The sequence below is a fragment of the Thermoanaerobacter sp. X514 genome (assembly GCF_000019065.1).
Taxonomy (GTDB): domain Bacteria; phylum Bacillota; class Thermoanaerobacteria; order Thermoanaerobacterales; family Thermoanaerobacteraceae; genus Thermoanaerobacter; species Thermoanaerobacter pseudethanolicus.
On the sequence record NC_010320.1, the window covers coordinates 1,530,457 to 1,549,222 of the forward strand.

Annotated in this window: 22 protein-coding genes and 1 riboswitch; all 22 genes read left to right on the forward strand. The window is 33.9% G+C overall.

Annotated features, from left to right (window positions below):
- Positions 1–7 precede the first annotated feature (7 nt).
- The 22 genes from TETH514_RS07560 to TETH514_RS07665 all read left to right on the forward strand — a co-directional run bounded on the left by TETH514_RS07560 (position 8) and on the right by TETH514_RS07665 (position 18,750).
- Positions 8–1,225, forward strand: coding sequence for a U32 family peptidase (locus tag TETH514_RS07560; RefSeq protein ID WP_003868465.1), 1,218 nt, complete (start codon positions 8–10; stop codon positions 1,223–1,225).
- Positions 1,226–1,277: 52 nt separating this feature from the next.
- A complete protein-coding gene (locus tag TETH514_RS07565; RefSeq protein WP_009052314.1) occupies positions 1,278–2,885 on the forward strand; it encodes a penicillin-binding protein 2 in 1,608 nt (535 codons plus the stop codon).
- Between the two features lie 68 nt (positions 2,886–2,953).
- Positions 2,954–3,649, forward strand: a complete 696-nt coding sequence (gene sigK / locus TETH514_RS07570; protein ID WP_003868463.1) for an RNA polymerase sporulation sigma factor SigK — start codon at positions 2,954–2,956, stop codon at positions 3,647–3,649.
- A gap of 63 nt (positions 3,650–3,712) precedes the next feature.
- Complete coding sequence (locus tag TETH514_RS07575) at positions 3,713–4,213, forward strand: YqeG family HAD IIIA-type phosphatase (protein WP_009052315.1); 501 nt, start codon at positions 3,713–3,715, stop codon at positions 4,211–4,213.
- A complete protein-coding gene (gene aroE, locus TETH514_RS07580) occupies positions 4,203–5,057 on the forward strand; it encodes a shikimate dehydrogenase (RefSeq protein WP_012268711.1) in 855 nt (284 codons plus the stop codon). Before TETH514_RS07575 ends, aroE begins: the two co-directional genes overlap by 11 nt.
- A gap of 3 nt (positions 5,058–5,060) precedes the next feature.
- Positions 5,061–5,144: riboswitch (cyclic di-GMP riboswitch) on the forward strand.
- 26 nt (positions 5,145–5,170) lie between these two features.
- Positions 5,171–6,847 (forward strand): type II secretion system ATPase GspE, encoded by a 1,677-nt coding sequence (gene gspE / locus TETH514_RS07585; protein ID WP_009052317.1) that lies wholly within the window; start codon positions 5,171–5,173, stop codon positions 6,845–6,847.
- A gap of 5 nt (positions 6,848–6,852) precedes the next feature.
- Complete coding sequence (locus TETH514_RS07590; protein ID WP_009052318.1) at positions 6,853–7,902, forward strand: type IV pilus twitching motility protein PilT; 1,050 nt, start codon at positions 6,853–6,855, stop codon at positions 7,900–7,902.
- Positions 7,903–7,912: 10 nt separating this feature from the next.
- Positions 7,913–9,124 carry a type II secretion system F family protein gene (locus TETH514_RS07595; protein ID WP_012268712.1) on the forward strand — a complete coding sequence of 404 codons (1,212 nt, stop codon included), beginning with the start codon at positions 7,913–7,915 and terminating at the stop codon, positions 9,122–9,124.
- A gap of 24 nt (positions 9,125–9,148) precedes the next feature.
- Entirely contained in the window at positions 9,149–9,514 is a 366-nt protein-coding gene (locus TETH514_RS07600; RefSeq protein WP_003868457.1) for a competence type IV pilus major pilin ComGC, read from the forward strand.
- A 67-nt stretch (positions 9,515–9,581) separates the two neighbouring features.
- A complete protein-coding gene (locus tag TETH514_RS07605) occupies positions 9,582–10,340 on the forward strand; it encodes an A24 family peptidase (protein WP_003868456.1) in 759 nt (252 codons plus the stop codon).
- A 4-nt stretch (positions 10,341–10,344) separates the two neighbouring features.
- Positions 10,345–10,803, forward strand: coding sequence for a prepilin-type N-terminal cleavage/methylation domain-containing protein (locus TETH514_RS07610; RefSeq protein WP_009052320.1), 459 nt, complete (start codon positions 10,345–10,347; stop codon positions 10,801–10,803).
- Between the two features lie 10 nt (positions 10,804–10,813).
- Positions 10,814–11,206, forward strand: coding sequence for a prepilin-type N-terminal cleavage/methylation domain-containing protein (locus TETH514_RS07615; protein ID WP_009052321.1), 393 nt, complete (start codon positions 10,814–10,816; stop codon positions 11,204–11,206).
- 83 nt (positions 11,207–11,289) lie between these two features.
- Positions 11,290–11,799: a PilW family protein gene (locus tag TETH514_RS07620; protein ID WP_038016633.1), complete on the forward strand. Its 510-nt coding sequence runs from the start codon at positions 11,290–11,292 to the stop codon at positions 11,797–11,799.
- The gene (locus tag TETH514_RS07625; RefSeq protein WP_009052323.1) at positions 11,789–12,448 is read left to right on the forward strand and encodes a pilus assembly PilX N-terminal domain-containing protein; all 660 of its coding nucleotides are present in this window, start codon (positions 11,789–11,791) and stop codon (positions 12,446–12,448) included. Before TETH514_RS07620 ends, TETH514_RS07625 begins: the two co-directional genes overlap by 11 nt.
- Positions 12,449–12,466: 18 nt before the next feature.
- Complete coding sequence (locus TETH514_RS07630; protein WP_003868451.1) at positions 12,467–12,727, forward strand: late competence development ComFB family protein; 261 nt, start codon at positions 12,467–12,469, stop codon at positions 12,725–12,727.
- A 10-nt stretch (positions 12,728–12,737) separates the two neighbouring features.
- Positions 12,738–13,697, forward strand: coding sequence for a type IV pilus assembly protein PilM (gene pilM / locus TETH514_RS07635; RefSeq protein WP_003868450.1), 960 nt, complete (start codon positions 12,738–12,740; stop codon positions 13,695–13,697).
- A gap of 1 nt (position 13,698) precedes the next feature.
- Positions 13,699–14,232, forward strand: coding sequence for a PilN domain-containing protein (locus tag TETH514_RS07640; RefSeq protein ID WP_003868449.1), 534 nt, complete (start codon positions 13,699–13,701; stop codon positions 14,230–14,232).
- Positions 14,233–14,913: a type 4a pilus biogenesis protein PilO gene (locus tag TETH514_RS07645; RefSeq protein ID WP_012268713.1), complete on the forward strand. Its 681-nt coding sequence runs from the start codon at positions 14,233–14,235 to the stop codon at positions 14,911–14,913.
- A 97-nt stretch (positions 14,914–15,010) separates the two neighbouring features.
- The gene (locus TETH514_RS07650; RefSeq protein WP_009052324.1) at positions 15,011–15,526 is read left to right on the forward strand and encodes a shikimate kinase; all 516 of its coding nucleotides are present in this window, start codon (positions 15,011–15,013) and stop codon (positions 15,524–15,526) included.
- Complete coding sequence (locus TETH514_RS07655; protein ID WP_009052325.1) at positions 15,523–16,401, forward strand: TIM barrel protein; 879 nt, start codon at positions 15,523–15,525, stop codon at positions 16,399–16,401. The genes TETH514_RS07650 and TETH514_RS07655 overlap by 4 nt, the downstream gene beginning before the upstream one ends.
- Positions 16,398–17,516 carry a glutamate 5-kinase gene (gene proB, locus TETH514_RS07660; protein ID WP_009052326.1) on the forward strand — a complete coding sequence of 373 codons (1,119 nt, stop codon included), beginning with the start codon at positions 16,398–16,400 and terminating at the stop codon, positions 17,514–17,516. Before TETH514_RS07655 ends, proB begins: the two co-directional genes overlap by 4 nt.
- Positions 17,506–18,750: a glutamate-5-semialdehyde dehydrogenase gene (locus TETH514_RS07665; protein ID WP_009052327.1), complete on the forward strand. Its 1,245-nt coding sequence runs from the start codon at positions 17,506–17,508 to the stop codon at positions 18,748–18,750. Before proB ends, TETH514_RS07665 begins: the two co-directional genes overlap by 11 nt.
- Positions 18,751–18,766 lie beyond the last annotated feature (16 nt).

Genomic DNA, 18,766 nt, shown 5'->3' on the forward strand with positions numbered 1-18,766 from the left:
AATAATCATGTTAGAGCTTTTGGCACCAGTTGGAGATTTGGAAAGATTAAAAATAGCTATAAATTACGGAGCAGATGCGGTATATTTTGGAGGGAAACACTATAGTTTAAGGGCTTCTGTTGGTTTGACTCTTGAAGAGATAAAAGAAGCAATAAAATATGTGAGGAAAAGTGGAAAAAAAGCATATATTACTATAAATATCTTTCCCCACAATGAGGATTTGGAAGGATTGCCTGAATACATTAAATCAGTCGTTGACCTTGGCATAGATGCTATTATTCTTTCTGACCCAGGGATTTTTTCTATTGTAAAAGAAGTAGCTCCTGAAGTAGATGTTCATATAAGTACGCAAGCAAATAATGTGAATTATAAAAGTGCTCTGTTTTGGCATAATTTAGGGGCAAAAAGAATAATTTTGGCAAGGGAACTATCTTTAAAAGAGATAAAAGAAATAAGAGAGAAGACACCAAAAACTTTAGAATTAGAGGCATTTGTCCACGGGGCTATGTGCATTTCTTACTCAGGAAGGTGCCTTTTAAGCAATTACCTTACAGGAAGAGATTCTAATAAAGGTGAATGTGCACAACCTTGCCGGTGGAAATATTATCTTGTAGAAGAAAAAAGGCCAGGAGAGTATATGCCCATATTCGAAGATGAAAGGGGCACATATATTATGAATTCTAAAGACCTATGCATGATAGAGTACATTCCAGAACTTGTTGAGGCTGGAGTTACAAGCTTTAAAATTGAGGGAAGAAACAAAAGTGCCTACTATGTTGCTGTAGTGACAAGGGCTTACAGAAAGGCGATTGACGATTACCTTGAAAAAGGAAAAGATTATGTTTTTGACAAAAAACTTCTTGAAGAGGTTTCTAAAGCAAGTCACAGAGGATTTACCACAGGGTTTTATTTTGGCAAGCCAGGTCCTGACGCTCAAAATTATGAGTCTTCTAAGTATATACGTACTCATGATTTTGTAGGAATTGTAAAAGAATATGACCCCAATACAGAAATTGCTGTTGTAGAGCAAAGAAACAGGATGTTTGTGGGAGATAAAATTGAGATTATGGGTCCTAAAGTAGAGTTTGAGCAGCAAATTGAAAAAATGTGGGATGAAGAAGGAAATGAGATTGAAGTAGCTCCCCATCCTCAAATGATAGTGAAAATTCCTGTAAAGTATCCTGTAGAAGAATTTTTTATACTGCGTCGAGAAATTAAAAATTAGGTTAAAACTTGCTCCTTTTGGGAATACTTTTTCCTGAAAGGAGCAAAGTTTTATGGAAAATAGAAATTATAGGATTGTTTTTTTGAGGGTAGTTTTGTCAATTTTAATGTTAACATTGATTTTTAGGCTTTTTTACATTCAGGTAATCAAAGGAGATTTTTATTCTCAAAAAGCGGTGGAACAAAAAATTAGAAGCTTTAAAATTTTGGAGAGAAGAGGAGAAATATACGACAGGAATATGATTCCTTTTACGGATAGAGAATACAAAGAATATATATTTGCTATACCTAAAATGTTAACTGACAAAGAAAAAGCCGCTAAGGTTATAAGTGAAATTGCTGCAGTAGACTATGAGGATGTGCTAAAATCCCTTCGAAGTGCAAAAGATTATGTGAAATATGAAGTTAAATTTAATTTAAACAACAAATTACCTATAGGCATTTTTAAGTTAGCTTTGCCTCAAAGGTATTCGCAAAATTCTTTAGCAAAACATGTAATAGGGTATATAGGAGATAAAAAAATGGGTTTAGAAGATGCTTTTGATGGAATTTTAAATAGCAAAAGGGAAGATAGCATTGCAGTGTTTACTGATGGGAATAATACTGATTATATAAAAGGGTTAGGAGTAAGGTTAAAAACTTCTGGAAAAGAAGTTTTGGGGGTAAAAACTACTCTTGATTATCACATACAAAAGGCAGTAGAGAATGTTCTTGACAAGAATATGGTAGATGGAGCAGCAGTGGTATTAGATATAAAAACAGGTGATATACTTGCAATGGCAAGTAGACCTAATTTTGACCAAAATAATATTCAAGCTTATTTAAATAGCTCTAACGAAGAATTTATAAACAAAGCTGTCTCAATGTATCCCCCTGGCTCTATTTTTAAAATTGTAGTAGCTGCTGCAGCATTAGAATATAATAAAGTGAATTTACAAGATACTTTTTATTGTAGTGGTAGTTATGATATAAATGGAATAGTATTTCACGATTACAAAGGAGAAAGTCATGGAGTAATAAACATGGTAAAAGGTTTTGCAGTTTCCTGCAATACTACTTTTATAAAGATTGGGCAAATAACAGGGGCCAAAAATATTTTGGAGATGGCGAGAAATTTTGGAATAGAAAATGATGATGGTCTGCCAATACCTGAGCAAATAGGGAGATTGCCTAAATTGTCTGATACTTATGGAGCAGGAATTGGGAATTTGTCAATAGGGCAAGGGGATGTGCTGATGACGCCTCTTCAAGCAGCTGATATCGCAGCGACAATAGCTAATAACGGTGTTAGGAATGTTCCACGTTTAGTGACTGCAATAGTTGATGAAGAAGGGAAAGAAATTGAAAAATTGTCTCAGAAAAAGTCTTACAGGGTGATAAGCGAAAAAAACGCTAAAATTTTAAAAGAGATGATGAGAGAAGTGGTTATTGACCCAGAAGGGACAGGGAAAAGGGCTGAGACTACGTATGGCAGTGCTGGTAAAACAGGTTCTGCTGAAGTCAGTAAAGAGCTAAATATATATCATGCTTGGTTTACAGGTTTTGTTCCTTTTGATAAACCTAAATATGCAATTTCGATTTTTGTAAAAAACGGAGATACTGGAGGAACTAAAGCTGCTCCTCTTTTTAAAGAAATAGCGGAGGAAATAATGAAATATTGATGTACGTGCACCATTTTAAATAAAGCACATATAATAGATGTGTAATGTTGAAAAAAGGGGTGGCGGCAATGTGGGAAGTTGTTGTTGCAATTTTGGCTTCAATTGTAAAGGAAATCTTAAATCTTGGTTACTTGACAAACACCAACTCTTTTCCCAATCCACTTACTCCAGAAGAAGAAAAGAAATATTTAGAAGCTTATAAAAACGGTGATGAGGAAGCGAGGAATATTTTAATAGAAAGAAACTTAAGGTTGGTAGCTCATGTTGTTAAAAAGTACAGTGGCACAGGTAAAGATATAGATGATTTAATATCTATTGGGACAATAGGGCTTATAAAAGCAATTTCCACCTTTGATTCTTCTAAAGGAACACATCTTGCCACATATGCAGCCAGATGTATAGAAAACGAAATACTTATGTCTATACGAACGGAAAAAAAGATGAAAGGAGAGGTTTTTCTCCAAGACCCTATTGGTGTCGATAAAGAGGGCAATGAGATATCTTTAATGGATGTCCTTGGCACAGAGGAAGATGAAATATCAGAGCAAGTGGAGAAAAAACTTCAAATTAAAAAGCTGTACAGTAAAATGAACAGCGTTTTAAAAAATAGAGAAAAGTTAATTATAGAAATGAGATACGGGTTATATAATGGTAAAGTGAGAACTCAAAGAGAAATAGCAAAAATGCTGGGTATATCTCGATCATATGTTTCAAGGATTGAGAAGAAGGCTTTAAATAAGCTTTTTAAAGAGCTTTCCATGTAAAACTGTTTGTATTGACAGTTTATTTTTTTTTATTATATAATTTTAACTAAATGAGGTGAAGATATGTATAAAAAGTTAATTCCTGATATTATAGTGGAAAATATCTATGATATCAATTTAGACTTTTTAAAAGAAAAAGGAATTACCAGTCTTGTCTTAGATATTGACAATACTTTAGTGCCTCAAAAATCAAAATTTCCCGATAAAATGACTATTGAATGGCTTGAAAAAGTAAAAAAAGAGGGGTTTAAAATTTGTCTCATTTCAAATAACACTAAAAGAAGAGTAAATGAATTTAAAGAAAAAGTTGGTGTACCTGGAATAGCTTGGGCCATTAAGCCGAGAAAAGGAGCTTTTAAAAAGGCTTTAAAGATTTTAAATGCTAAGCCTAATGAAACAGCTTTAATAGGAGATCAAATATTTACTGATATTTTTGGTGGCAAAAGAGCAGGTTTATATACTATTTTGGTAAAACCTCTATCAGAAGAGGAATTAGGATGGACTAAACTTATGAGAAAAGCGGAAAAACATGTACTTAAAAGGATTGAGAGATATGGAGATTAATTCAAATACTAAACTGTATGGTCTTATAGGGCATCCTGTAGAACATAGTTTATCCCCTTTAATACATAACTATGCTTTTAAGTCTTTAAATTTAAATTGTGTCTACACTGTTTTTGATGTTTTGCCAGAAAAGCTTGAAGATGCAGTAAATGGAGTAAAAGCTTTGGGAATAAAAGGAGTTAATGTGACTGTGCCACATAAAGAGAAGATAATTAAATACTTAGATGTGGTTTCAGAAGAAGCTTTAAAAATTGGCGCAGTCAATACTGTAGTCAATGAAGAAGGAATATTAAAAGGCTATAATACGGATGTCTATGGCTTTATAGACTCATTAACAGAAGTAGGAGAAAAAATTGAAGGAAGAAAAGCTGTTGTCTTAGGAGCTGGTGGAGCTTCTAAAGCTGTTTGTGTCGCCCTTGCTCTAAAAGGGATAGATTCGATAATAATTGCCAATAGAAGTGTTGAGAGAGCAAAAGATTTGTCAGAGTACATTAAAAAAGAATTTAAGATTCAGTGTGATTACTGCAGTATAAATGAAGTAAAAGAACTACCAGAAATAGATATACTTGTTAATACTACAAGCGTAGGAATGTATCCAAATACAGAAGATTCTCCTGCTGATGAAAAAGTGGTTTTGAAAGCTAAATTTGTCTATGACCTTATTTACAATCCTTTTGAAACTGCTCTTTTAAAACATGCGAAAAAGAATGGAATAAAGTATTCTAATGGACTTTCTATGTTGGTAAATCAAGCTAATTATTCTTTCAAATTATGGACAGGGGGATTTTTCGACAAAAATTTGGTATACAGGTATTTAAAAGAAGGAATTACGCATAATTTGTAGAATATTTTATAAAGAGTAGATGAAGTGAGGCTATATGTGGGCACTTTATGCCTCACGGATACAGTGGTGCAACCGGCTTTATGTCGGCTTTATTATTTTTGGAGGTATATTTTATGGCCAAGAAAAAGCTAGGGGAGCTTTTACTTGAGGTAGGGCTTATAACAGAAGAACAATTAAAGCACGCAATAGAAGTTCAAAACAAAACAGGAGAAAAGTTAGGAAAAGTTCTTATTAAATTGGGGTATGTTACAGAAAGCCAAATACTAGAGGCTTTAGAATTTCAATTAGGTATTCCACATGTAGATTTGCAAAAATACTATATTGATCCCGATGTAGCAAAATTAATTCCTGAAGCCGTTGCTAAAAGACATACTATTATTCCTATAAAAAAAGATGAAGATGGTATATTGGTAGCAATGGCAGACCCTCTGAATATTTTTGCACTAGATGATGTGAGAATCATTACGAAACAAAATGTAAAGCCTTTAATTGCTTCTGAAGGAAGCATCTTAAAAGCCATAGATAGAATTTACGGAAGAGAACAGGCAGAAAAAGCAGTACAGGATTTTAAAAAGGAGTTTCAAAGTGAAAGTCAAGAAGAGCTGCCAGATGAGATTCTTGAAGAAGTACAAAACGCGCCTGCTGTACGCTTTGTAAATTCTATAATTGAGCAGGCAATAAAAAATAGGGCTTCAGATATTCACATTGAACCTACTGAAAAAGACCTTAGAATTCGATTTAGGATAGATGGACAATTAACAGAAGCTATGAGGACTATAAAAAGTACCCATGCCCCTGTTGTGACAAGAGTAAAAATTATGGCTAATATGAACATCGCTGAAAGAAGACTTCCTCAAGATGGCAGATTTGATTTTACTACAGGTGGTAAAAATATTGACATAAGAGTTTCTTCGTTGCCCACTGTTTTTGGAGAGAAATTGGTATTGAGGCTTTTAGACAAGGAAAATTTTATAATGACAAAGGAGCAATTAGGTTTTGAAGAAGAGGATCTGGTGCTCTTTGATAAACTTATCAAAAGGCCTAATGGCATTGTGCTTTTGACTGGTCCTACAGGTAGTGGGAAAACCACCACTCTTTATGCAATGCTGAGAGAGCTTAACAAACCCAATATTAATATAATAACTGTTGAGGACCCTGTTGAGTATTCCCTTGAGGGAATAAACCAGGTACAAGTTAATGAAAAGGCAGGCCTTACCTTTGCGACTGCTCTTAGGTCAATTTTGAGGCAAGACCCTGATATAATTATGATTGGAGAAATTAGAGATACTGAAACTGCTGAGATAGCTATTCGCTCTGCCATAACAGGGCACTTAGTCCTTTCCACTTTGCATACAAATGATGCGGCGGGAGCGGTGACTAGGCTTGTAGATATGGGTATAGAGCCTTATCTTGTGTCTTCTTCTGTAGTAGGGGTTATTGCTCAGAGATTGGCGAGAAAAATATGTGATAACTGTAGAATTTCTTATAAAGCTTCCAAAGGCGAAAAAGAGCTATTGGGAATTTCAGAAAATGAAGACATTACTTTATACAAGGGGAGAGGGTGCCCTGTTTGTAATAAAACAGGCTATAGGGGAAGAATTCCTATATATGAGATAATGACTGTTACTTCTGATATTAGAGAGCTTATAAATGCTAAGGTTTCCTCTGATGTTATTGGAGCTCAGGCTGTAAAAAATGGCATGAAAACTTTACGAGAAAGTGCTAAAAGACTTGTATTACAAGGAAAAACTACAATTGATGAAATGATAAGACTAACTTACGAGGAATGAGGGATATGGATACAAAGGAACTTTTAAAATTAGTAGTTGAAAGAAAAGCTTCAGACTTGCATATAACGGTTGGAGTACCTCCAGTTCTTAGAATTAATGGCTATTTAGAAAAATTAGAAGGGGAACCTTTTACCCCTGGGCAGACTGAAGAAATAGTTAAGGATTTATTGACAAGTGAGCAATTGAAAAAGTTAGAACAAAATGGAGATATTGATTTGTCCTATTCAGTTACAGGATTAGGAAGGTTTAGAATAAATGTATACAAACAAAGGGGAAGTTATAGCCTTGCAATAAGGTCTGTAGCTTTGAGAATACCTACAATAGAGGAATTGGGACTTCCTCCAATACTTAAAGACTTAGCTTTAAAGGCAAGAGGGCTTATATTGGTAACAGGACCTACTGGCAGTGGTAAATCTACTACACTGGCTGCGATGGTGGATTGGATAAACTCTAAAAGGACTTGTCATATTCTCACATTGGAGGACCCTATAGAGTATTTGCATAAGCACAATAAAAGCATAGTAAATCAAAGGGAAATTGGACATGATGCAGTCTCTTATGCCTCTGCCCTAAGAGCTGCTTTGAGGGAAGACCCAGATGTCATACTGGTAGGAGAGATGAGAGATTTAGAGACAATACAGATTGCCATAACTGCTGCTGAGACAGGGCATCTTGTGTTATCCACCCTTCACACAATAGGAGCCGTTAAGACGATCGATAGGATTATTGATGTTTTTCCTCCCCATCAGCAGCAGCAGATAAAAATTCAGCTTTCAAATGTTTTAGAGGGAATTATTTCTCAACAGCTTATACCTAAAAAGGACAACAGCGGCAGAGTAGTTGCGACAGAAGTGATGATTGCTACTCCTGCTATAAGAAATCTCATAAGAGAAGGGAAGACTTTCCAGATACAGTCGGCAGTTCAAACAGGTAGCAAGTTTGGAATGATGACAATGGATATGTCTATTTTACATCTGTTAAAAAGAGGAGTTATATCATTAGAGGATGCTTTGACATATTGCGTAGACCAAGAGAATTTTTCTCGCATGATATAGAGGTGATTATATGCCGTTGTATGCTTATAGGGCAAGGGATATGGGAGGAAATCTCGTTACAGGGACTTTGGAAGTTGACTCAAAATCTCAGTGTATTGACATTTTAAAACAGAGAAATTATTATATAATCGACATACAAGAAGAGATAGTCAAACAAGACATACTCGATTTTAGTTCTTTTAAAAAGGTCAAAGTAAAAGATATTGCGGTCTTCTGTCGGCAGTTTGCCACTCTGATAAATGCAGGGATTCCTATAGTGACCTCTTTGGTTACTATGAGAGAACAAGTGGAGAATAAAAGACTGAAAAATGCTTTGAGAGAGGTGTACGAAGAAGTTCAAAAAGGAAGGACTCTTTCTGATGCTATGAAAAGGCACAGTGATGTTTTTCCTATGCTTTTATATAATATGGTGGAAGTGGGGGAAGTAAGCGGTACTTTAGATAAAGTGATGAATGAAATGGCAGAACACTATGAAAAAGAGAATGAATTAAATCAGAAAATAAAGTCTGCCCTTACATATCCTGTAATTGTGTCAATCGTAGCGATTTTGGTGGTTATATTTCTCTTGACAAATGTTTTGCCTATTTTTGTGGGGATGTTTGAAAATGCAGGTGTACAGCTGCCACTGCCTACAAGGATTCTCCTCGCTATAAGCGGTTCTATATCTAAATATTGGTATTTTTACATAGGAGTAATTTTGGTGATTTCTTATTCGATTTCGAGTTTTTTAAAGACACCTCAAGGAAGGTGCATTTATGACAGAATGCTTTTAAACATGCCAATCTTTGCCCCTTTAAACAAAAAGATTTTAATTTCCAGGTTTACAAGGACTTTAGGAACATTGATAAGTGCTGGTGTACCGCTTATGAAGGCAATGGAAGTAGTAGAAAAAGTTGTGGGTAATACAGTAGTAGCAGAGGGACTTAAAAAAGCGCAAGACGATATAAAAAAAGGCTTACCCCTTTCAGAACCTCTAAAAAGAATTGGCATTTTCCCGCCAATGGTGATTCAGATGATAGGTATTGGTGAAAGTTCAGGTTCATTGGACAGCATATTAAATAAAACTGCTGATTTTTATGACGGAGAAGTGGATACAGCCGTGTCACAAATGACAACTCTATTAGAACCATTAATAATTGTTATGCTGGCAACAGTAGTGGGATTTATAGTTATCTCAATAATTATGCCACTCTTTGAATTATACAATTTTATAGGCCAGTGATATTGGGAAAGGGGGTGAAAAAGGATGGAATGGTTTGTAAAAGCATTAAACAAGGATGAAAGAGGTTTTACATTAATTGAATTGATTGTTGTCATTGCAATTTTAGGTATATTGGCAGCCATTGCAGTGCCAAGAGTGACAACTTCATTGTCAAATGCTAAGGCTAATGCCGATATAGCGAACGCACAAATTATTGGGCAAGCGGCTGAGAGATACTACATAGAAACAGGTAACACAACCACTGATATACAAGATCTAGTCGATGCAGGATATTTGAATAAAGTACCAAAGACGTCAAGTGGGGGTGATTTTACACTTACTATGGATAGTAACGGTAAAGCAATAGTTAAAGATTCTAATGGTAAACAGCTTTATCCAGAAGTAAAATAGCTTTTGCTAAATAATACATTTTGGGCACATTTTTGTGCCCTCCTTAATATCTTTTTAGGAGGTCACTATGAAAATACTACTTTACACACTCATATTTTTATTTGGTACAATTATAGGAAGTTTTTTAAATGTGGTCATACACAGAGTACCTAAAAAAGAATCAATAGTCTATCCGCCTTCTCACTGCCCTAGTTGTGGTCATGAATTAAATGCTGTTGATTTAATACCTATATTGAGTTATATTTTACTTAAAGGAAGATGCAGGTATTGTGGAGAAAAGATTTCAATAAGGTACCCTATTGTGGAACTATTGACAGGAATTGTGTTTTTGATAATTTACTATAAATTCGGTTTAGATTTTAAAGCTTTTTCTTACATGTTTTTGGCTTCTATTTTGATAGCTGTAAGTTTTATTGATATAGAACACAGGATTGTGCCAAATAAAATCATTTTAGTAGGCTTTATAGGTGGAATAATATTTAGAGTTTTGATGTACAATTATGGCTTTATAGATTACATAATGGGATTGGTCTTGGGTGGGGGTATTCTCCTTCTCATCTCCTTAATTTCAGGAGGAGAGATGGGAGGAGGAGACATAAAACTTATGGCCTTAATTGGATTTTTTATAGGGTGGAAGCTTACAATTTTAGTACTTTTTCTTTCTGTAATCATTGGAGCATTGGGTGGCGTTATATTAGTAGCTTTGAAAATTAAAGGAAGAAAAGATTACATTCCTTTTGCACCCTACATTTCCATTGCATGGCTCATCTCGATTTTGTATGGCTATGAGATGTTAAATTATTATATAAAATTTATAAGAGGCTAAGCTTATGAAAAAGGAAGAAGGATTAACTTTAATAGAGCTGGTAACAGTTTTGGCTATCTTGTCCATTATAGTTCTTATAGTTATTCCTTCGACTGACTTTTTTGATACGACAAGGTCAAATATAAGGCTTACTCTTATTGCACGTGAGGTTGTAAATGACTTAAGGTACATACAGCAAAAAAGTATTTTTGAAGGAGAAATTTTACGTTTTGAAAGCGATGACACTAAGACGAGGTATTACATAAAGAGAAAAGATGACAATGAAAATATCAAGATAAAAAATTTACCTGAGGGAATTAAGATAAGTAAAAAAGATGGGGGAAAGGTAGAAATATACTTTAATCAGATGGGGACTCCTATTGGAGCATGTACAATAACTTTAAAAAATGATAAAGGAAGCGAAATTTACATAAGTGTGGCAGTGGTAACAGGGCGCATTATGATAAGTGGGAGGAACTATTAGGAGTGATTTTATGAAGATTTTAAAAGATAATAGAGGCATGACTTTAATAGAGGTTCTTGTCTCAATAGCTATGTTTGCAATAGTGGCAATACCTCTTTTAGGTATTTTTAGTCAATCTGTTATTACTTCTACTGATTCTAGGATAAGGACAAAAGAAGCTACTATTGCACAGACAATTGCAGAAAACATAAAAGCGGGAAATGTATCAAACCTTGATGAAATAATAACTAAGTATAAAGAGGAAGGTTTTATAGCCTATGTTGAACAGCAAACTTCTACAGGAGAACTCTCTCAATATCAGATCAAAGTAGGGAAAATTGGTTCAAACACTCCTATGTATACCCTTTATGTTGTGGCGCCTAGAACAAATATAACTTCTTATGCTACTCTAGAAATGCCTTGACTGCTTTATTTTTAGGTTTTGTGGCAGCTACATTGGGCTGGAATGAGATTACCAAAACAAAAATTTTGGCTATGGTGGTTAAAATGGTGGTGAGAAAAGAAGAGGGTTTTACCCTCATTGAACTTATTGTGACACTGGCAATATTGGGGATTGTGATAGGGGTTTATTCATCTTTATATTATTCGGGGTACAAGTCATTTTCAAGTACACAAAATAGCGTAGACGTGGAACAAAATGTTAGGTTTGCTATGAATTATATTGTATCTTTATTAGAAAAAGGGCCTTCTAAAGTCGAGATTATTAATAATGGCTGTGGTCTATCGATAAAAAAAGTATTAACAGATAGAGGGTATCGTGATTATACAATAACGCTAGAAAATCTTATTCTTTATACCCATATCAAAGAATCTGACACGGACAGTAGAGGTAGTAAGCTTCAATTAGCTGTCAATATTTATGATTTTAAGGTGACTAAAAAACCTAACAACATGATAAATATTGAAATAATTGGACAAAGTGATGGTAAGGGGTCAAACAGGTTTTCTCTTTCTACAGATGTTTTTTTAAGGAAGAGTGGTATAAATGTTCAATGACAGAGGTTCTGCCTTAATTTTTACTTTAATGGTAATTTTGATTCTCACAGTTTTAGCTGTAGCGATTTTAGAAGTAACTATTACCAATTACAAAATTTCTCATGCTTATGCAAATTCTATATCAGCCACTTATGCAGCAGAAGCTGGCCTTGAACGAGTAAAAAATGAATTTACTATAGCTTTATCAGATGCTTATCAAGGAAAAGGTAAAGGAAAAGGGAAAGGTGAATTTTGGATAAATGTAGTTGAGAATAAAAATACAACTAAAATTCAATATAAAAAAGATGCAAAAAATTTATTAAGTGAGTCATTTGGACTTGACATCCCAGTAGGGGAGTGGATTTCACTGGGTGATGCAGGACAAGAGTATAAAATTGACAGTATAGAAATAGATCCTCCTTCAATTGAAGTTTTTGAAAATGAAGGAGAGCAAGTTTTGACCTATAAAGTACGTGTATGGACGGAAGGTAGAATGAACAAAATCGTACGTTACGGTTATGCGGAGATTACATTTAATATTAATGTAAATATTACGAAGATGGGTTCTGATAAGAGTGCAAATTATAAGGTGATTCTTAGTGGTAATGCATCACAGTCTCCACCTATAGTAGATAAGTGGATAATTGATTCAATTCCACAAACACAATAAAAATAAGGAGAGGATTTTATGCAACTTAAAAATTACATGGAAGACGCTGTTGAGCAGATGATGGACAGGGTTTTAAAAGACCTGGACGTTTGTAAGTGTGACAGGTGTAGGATGGACATAAAAGCTTTAGCCCTTAACAATTTGCCTCCGAAATATGTTGTATCAGAAGAAGGAGAACTGTATGTAAAGACAAACGAGTTAGTCAGGCAATTTGAGGTAGACATAATAAAAGCCATAACAATGGCTGCTATTAAAGTGAATAACAATAAGCGCCATTAGGAGGTAAAAAATGCTTGGAATTGAAATAGGAAATTTTAATACAAAATTATTAGTTGGAGAAAAAAAGAATAAATTTTTTGGTAAAAGGTTAATGATAAATACGCCTTCTAATGTGATAACTAATGGTAAAATTATTGATATAAATTCATTGGCAGATGTAATTAATGAGACTTTGAAAAGGAACAATATCAAAGAAAAACAAGTGTGTTTTACTATTTCCAGCTCAAATAATATAATAAGGGATTTAGAATTGCCATTAATGAAAGAAGATGAAGTCGAAAAGGCCTTATACTATGAGATTGAGCAATACATCCTTGACACTGAAAATTATGTAATAGATTATAGATATTTACCTAATATTGCAGAGAAAAATAAAACGATTAGAGTACTGATTGCCTCTTCTCCTAAGGATATAATAGAAAAATATGTTAAATTAGCAGAGATGTTAAAATTAAAAGTAGAAGCCATTGATATTTATAGCAATTCAATTTATAAAGCTTGTAAAAAGGTGAATTTAGCTGAAGGAATAGTAGCAGTTGTAGATATAGGGGCTGCTGTTACCAATGTGACAGTGATTGATAGTGGTATTTATATTTTTAGCAGAAGTATAGAGTTTGGTGGCAATAGAATTACACAAATAATTGCGAATGCCTTTAATATAGATTTTCAAGCAGCAGAAGAATATAAAAGGGCAAAAAAATTTATTGGAGAAGAAAACTATAAGGATATAGAAGATACTATACTTTTATCCTTTTCGGAAGTGTTTCAACAGCTAAGCAGAATATTTGACTTTTATTATGCCACATATCATAAAAATATACAAAAAATTATCATGTTAGGTGGTACTTCTAAGCTTTTAGGATTGAGAGACTACGTGGAAAATTATTTTAGGATACCTACTTTTGTGACAGAAGCAGAAGATTATTTATACTTTTTACCTGTTTATGGATGCATTTTAAGGGGGGAATAGGTTGAAGGATATAAACCTCATACCAGCTGAACTAAAAGAACAAAAAATGCGAAGAAAAAAACAAATATCCCGCCTTTTTTTTGTATTTGTTTTAATCACCGTTATTTTTGCCTTAATAGCTTTTCCAATGGTATATATCAATAAATTGTATCAAGATTTAAAATACGTAGATAATGAATTAGGTAAATTTAAAGACATTTCTCAGTTACAGCAAAATGTAAAAGATTTATCTCTTTATATAGAAAAGAAGAAAAGCTTAATAGAAAAATTGCAAAGCCAAAAGCTGGATGCGGTAAATATATTAGAAGATTTAGCCTCAAATATACCTGAAAAAGTATCTATTGATTCTTTGAAATATGAGAAAAATATTTTGGAAATAGATGGACAAGCACTTTCAGAATCTGATATAGCAACTTTTATGCTTAACCTAAGAAGTATAAGTTATGTAGAAGATGTGAAAGTGATATCGGTGGATTTGACAGATAAAGGCCTTCTAAAATATGTTTTACAAGTAAAAATCAAGGTGGTATCATAGATGAAGCTTACAAGGAGAGAAAGAGTATTAATTTACTTTGCTGTCATACTCGGATTTTTTGCACTTTATTATCAATATTATTTAACTCCCAAAATTTTAGAAATACGAAATTTATCTATTGAATTAAAAAACAAAAAGCAAATTTTAGAACAAGTAACTGCTTTAAACAATAAAAGTTTAAAAGAAGGTTTAGACACGCAACAAACTCAACTAAAGGAATTAAGCATGATTTTACCAGAAGAAAGGGATATAGAAATTTTTCTTTTTAATTTACAACAAATGGTCAATGATACAGGTGTAAAGACAAAAAGCTTAACTTTTGAAAACCAAGATCAAAGTCAAAATGAAACTAGTAATGTGAAAAAAGAAGATTTTGTAACAATACCCGTAAATATTACTGTTTCAGGTAATTATGATGAGATTATAGCTTTTCTAAAGGAAATACAAAATTCTAAAAGACTTTGTAACATTCAAAATTTCTCTGTTGAAAAAGACCAAAATCAGCAAAATCTTCTTTTGAATCTTAAGGTTTTTATTTATTCAATGAAAGACAGTGGTGGTACTTCAATACCGAAAGATTTTTTAAAAGGTAAAAGTAACCCTTTCAAGTCTCTGTATGATGATACCAGAAGTGAACAATCAAATAATGTAGACCAGCCTTCTAATTCTCAATCTCCTTAAAATCTTCAGAATATAGATGTAAATAAAATAATAAATGATACTATAGAAAAAGTTTTGAAAGAGAAAATACCTTCATTGCCTTAGGGAGGAAATATTCATGAAAAACATCGTTTTAACGGGTTTTATGGCTACCGGGAAAACTACTGTTGGCAAAAAAGTAGCTACCACCATGTCCTTTGGTTTTATAGATACGGATAAAATGATTGAAAAAATGGCAAATATGACTGTTTCAGATATTTTTGAAAAATATGGAGAAAATTATTTTAGAAAATTAGAAAAAGCAGCGGTTAAAAAAGCAGCCCGATTAAAAAATTTTGTCATAGCTACAGGAGGGGGAGTTGTATTAAACCCCTCAAATATTGTACAATTAAGAAAAAATGGTGTAGTCATTTGCTTTGTAGCCAGGCCAGAAATTATATTGAGGAATATAGGAAAGAATAAAGACAGGCCTCTTCTTATGGTGGATAATCCAGAAGAGAAAATAAGACAGCTTCTAAAAGAAAGAGAGCCTTTTTATAGGTTTGCCGACTATACTATTGATGTATCCGATATGACAATAGATGAAGTAGCAGAGGAAGTTATAAAGGCTTACATTAGACTTAAGAAAGGATGAGAGGATTGGCTATAAAATTTGGACCATCTGGGAATTCTGATAGTTTCTACAAAGAAGGGCATAAATCTTCTTTAGAAATGCCTGAATGGCTCCATAACATGGGGCTTGATGCGTATGAATATTCTTTTTCAAGGGGAATAAAAATTAGCGAAAAGATGGCTAAGGAGCTTAAGGAAGGGGCACAAAAATTCAACATAACTATTACTGTTCATGCTCCTTATTACATAAACTTAGCTACTACGGATAAAACCAAAATGGAGAATTCCAAGAGATACTTAATAGATAGTTTAATTGCAGGAAAATGGATGGGGGCTAAAAGGGTAACTTTTCATCCTGGTTCGGGAGCAGAAGGGACGAGAAAAGAGGCTTTAGAGAGAGCAAAAAAACTTTTAAAGGAAATTTTAAAAGAGATAGAGGACAAAGGACTTACTGACATAACCCTATGTCCAGAGACAATGGGAAAGAAAAACCAATTGGGTACTTTAGAAGAAGTATTGGAGCTGTGTAATGTGGATAAGAGAATTATTCCCACTATAGACTTTGCCCATTTACATGCAAGAGATAATGGAAGGTTTAAGTCTATAGAAGATTATGCAGAGGTTTTGGATATTATTGAAAGGTATTTGGGAAAAGAAAGGGCGAAAAAGATACACGTCCATTTTAGTAGAATTGAATACACAGATCAGGGAGAAAAAAGGCATTGGACACTGAAAGACACTCAATACGGGCCAGAATTTGAGCCTTTGGCACAGCTTTTCTATGAAAGAAAGATGGAGCCTATTGTCATATGTGAATCGAGAGGAACTATGGCAGAAGATGCTTTAAAACTAAAAGAGATATATCTAAATATTGCAAAAAGGATGTCGAAAGTATGAGAATTGTAGTAAAAGTTGGTACAAGCACTTTGACATATGAAAATGGTAAATTGAATTTAGAAATAATGGAGAAGTTAGTAAGGCAAATTGCTAATTTATTAAACAGAGGAGAGGAAGTAGTATTAGTAACTTCTGGGGCAATTGGGGCGGGAATGGGAAAATTAAATTTAAAGGAAAAACCTAAAACCATCCCAGAAAAGCAATCCTTAGCGGCTATAGGGCAAGGGCTTTTAATTGAAATTTATGAAAAGTTTTTTAATGAATATGGCAAAATTACTGCGCAAGTTCTTTTGACTAAGGAAGATTTTAGCGATAGAAGAAGATATTTAAATGTCAGTTATACCTTGTCAAACCTGCTCAAATGGGGTGTTGTGCCAATAATAAATGAAAATGATACAGTAACTGTTGATGAAATTAAAATTGGAGACAATGACACTTTAGCGGCGCTGCTTGCTAGTTTAGTTGAGGCTGATATTTTAATAATTTTAACTGACATTGATGGGCTTTATGATAAAGACCCTCGAATTTATAAAGAGGCAAAAATTATAGAAGTCGTAGAAGAGTTTTCAGATGAATTGTTTAAAATTGCTGGTAGTGCTGGGACAAAAAGAGGAACTGGGGGAATGTATACAAAGATTCAGGCAGCAAAGATATGTTGGAATTCAGGAGTTAAGATGATTATAGCGAATGGGAAAATTGACAATGTATTAAATCAAATAGCAAATGGCGAAAAAATTGGCACTACATTTTTGCCTATGAAAAAGCCAATAAGTAGCAGAAAAGTTTGGATTGCTTTTAATGCGAAAGTGAGCGGAAGACTTTTTATTGATGAAGGAGCAGCGAAAGCTATTATAAAGCATGGGAAAAGTCTATTACCAAGTGGAGTTGTAAAAACTGAAGGGGATTATGATGTAGGAGACTGTGTTGCAGTGGTTGACCATCAAGAAAAAGAGATTGCCAGAGGACTTATTAATTATTCTTCAGAAGAAGTTGAAAAGATAAAAGGTTGTAAAACTCATGAGATAGAAAAGATATTAGGTTATAAATATTACGATGAAGTAATCCATAGGGATAATCTTGTAATACTTGAAAGAGGTGAGAAGTTTGGAAGTTGAAGTAAAGGCAAAACAGGCAAAAGCTGCGGCCAGAAGAATGGCTGTGTTAGATGAAAATACAAAGAATTTAGCTTTGAATCACATGGCAGATGCTTTAATAAAAGATATGGGAAAAATACTTGAGGCTAATAAAAAGGATGTTGTGGAGGCTGAAAAAAGGAATATAAAAGCTTCTCTTATTGATAGACTAAAACTTGATGAAAAAAGAGTCGAAGCTATGGCAAAAGGATTAAGAGAGATTTCTGCTCTTCCTGACCCTGTAGGAAGTATAGAAAAGATGTGGAAAAGACCAAATGGACTTCAAATTGGCAAAATGAGAGTGCCAATTGGAGTAATAGGTATAATTTATGAATCTCGCCCGAATGTGACAGCTGATGCGGCAGGCCTTTGTTTGAAATCGGGAAATGCTGTGATTTTAAGGGGAGGAAGCGATGCAATCAATTCTAATATAGCAATTTCTTCTATTCTTGCCAAGGCTGCTTATGAGACTGGGATTCCTGAAGGTGCAATACAGCTTATAGAAAATACTGATAGAGAAGAAGTAAACCGTATGATGAAGTTAAACGGTCTAATTGACCTCATTATTCCTCGAGGTGGAGCCAGTCTTATAAAAAATGTCATTGAAAATTCTACAGTGCCTGTAATAGAGACAGGAGTAGGCAATTGTCATATTTTTGTTGATGAAACAGCTAAGTTTAATATAGCAAAAGACATCATTGTGAATGCAAAAGTTCAAAGGCCAGGGGTATGTAATGCAGTAGAGACAGTTTTAGTTCACAAATCTATTGCAAAAGAGTTTTTGCCTTTAATGGTAGAAGAATTGACTTCTTTGGGAGTAGAAATAAGAGGGTGTCAAATTACAAAAGAAATATGTCCTCAAGTTAAAGAGGCTACAGATAAGGATTGGGAAACGGAATATTTAGACCTTATACTGGCTGTAAAAGTTGTAGATGGCATAGAAGAAGCCTTAGATCATATTTCAAAGTATTCCACAGGCCATTCTGAAAGCATTATTACAGAAAATTATGAAAATGCCATGATGTTTTTAAAATCTGTAGATTCGGCTGCTGTGTATGTAAATGCTTCTACTCGCTTTACAGATGGAGGAGAATTTGGTTTTGGGGCAGAGATAGGAATAAGTACACAAAAAATGCATGCGAGAGGGCCAATGGGACTTGAGGAGCTTACCACCTACAAATATGTAATTTTAGGTAGTGGACAAATAAGGAAATAAGGTGTATTATAGTAAA